Origin of the sequence: Streptomyces poriferorum, assembly GCF_019399235.1 — a bacterium.
In the GTDB taxonomy this organism is placed as follows: Bacteria; Actinomycetota; Actinomycetes; order Streptomycetales; family Streptomycetaceae; genus Streptomyces; species Streptomyces poriferorum.
On the sequence record NZ_JAELVH010000676.1, the window covers coordinates 1 to 355 of the forward strand.

Below are 355 nucleotides of genomic sequence, written 5' to 3' on the forward strand. Positions count from 1 at the left end.
GTCGGGGCTGCCGAGCAGCAGCGTGCCCTCGCCGGCGGTTCCGGGTTCATGGGGGAGGGCGGTGTACACCAGGTCGTCGTAGCCGTCGCCGTTCGTGTCCGTCCGGGGCTCGGGGGCGGACAGGGCGGGGCCGGCCCCCGGGATCGTGCCGCCGGCGGCGTGCGGGCGGCCGTCGCGGGTGAACGGGCCCCGCAGGAAGCTGAACCGGCCCGAGCTCGCCGTCACGGCCAGGTCCGGCTTCCCGTCGCCGTCGAAGTCGCCGCAGACGGGGTGGTCGGGCCACGCGTTGCCGAAGCGGGCCCGGTCCGGGATGCGGAGCGTGACCGCCTTGCCGGTGAGGCCCGCGGGCGAGCCG

The 355-nt window shown here is 77.7% G+C and carries 1 protein-coding gene; it reads right to left on the reverse strand.

What is annotated here, in order from left to right; genetic code table 11:
• On the reverse strand, positions 1 to 355 hold a 355-nt coding region (locus JGS39_RS40370), incomplete at both ends, for an FG-GAP repeat domain-containing protein (RefSeq protein WP_219574700.1).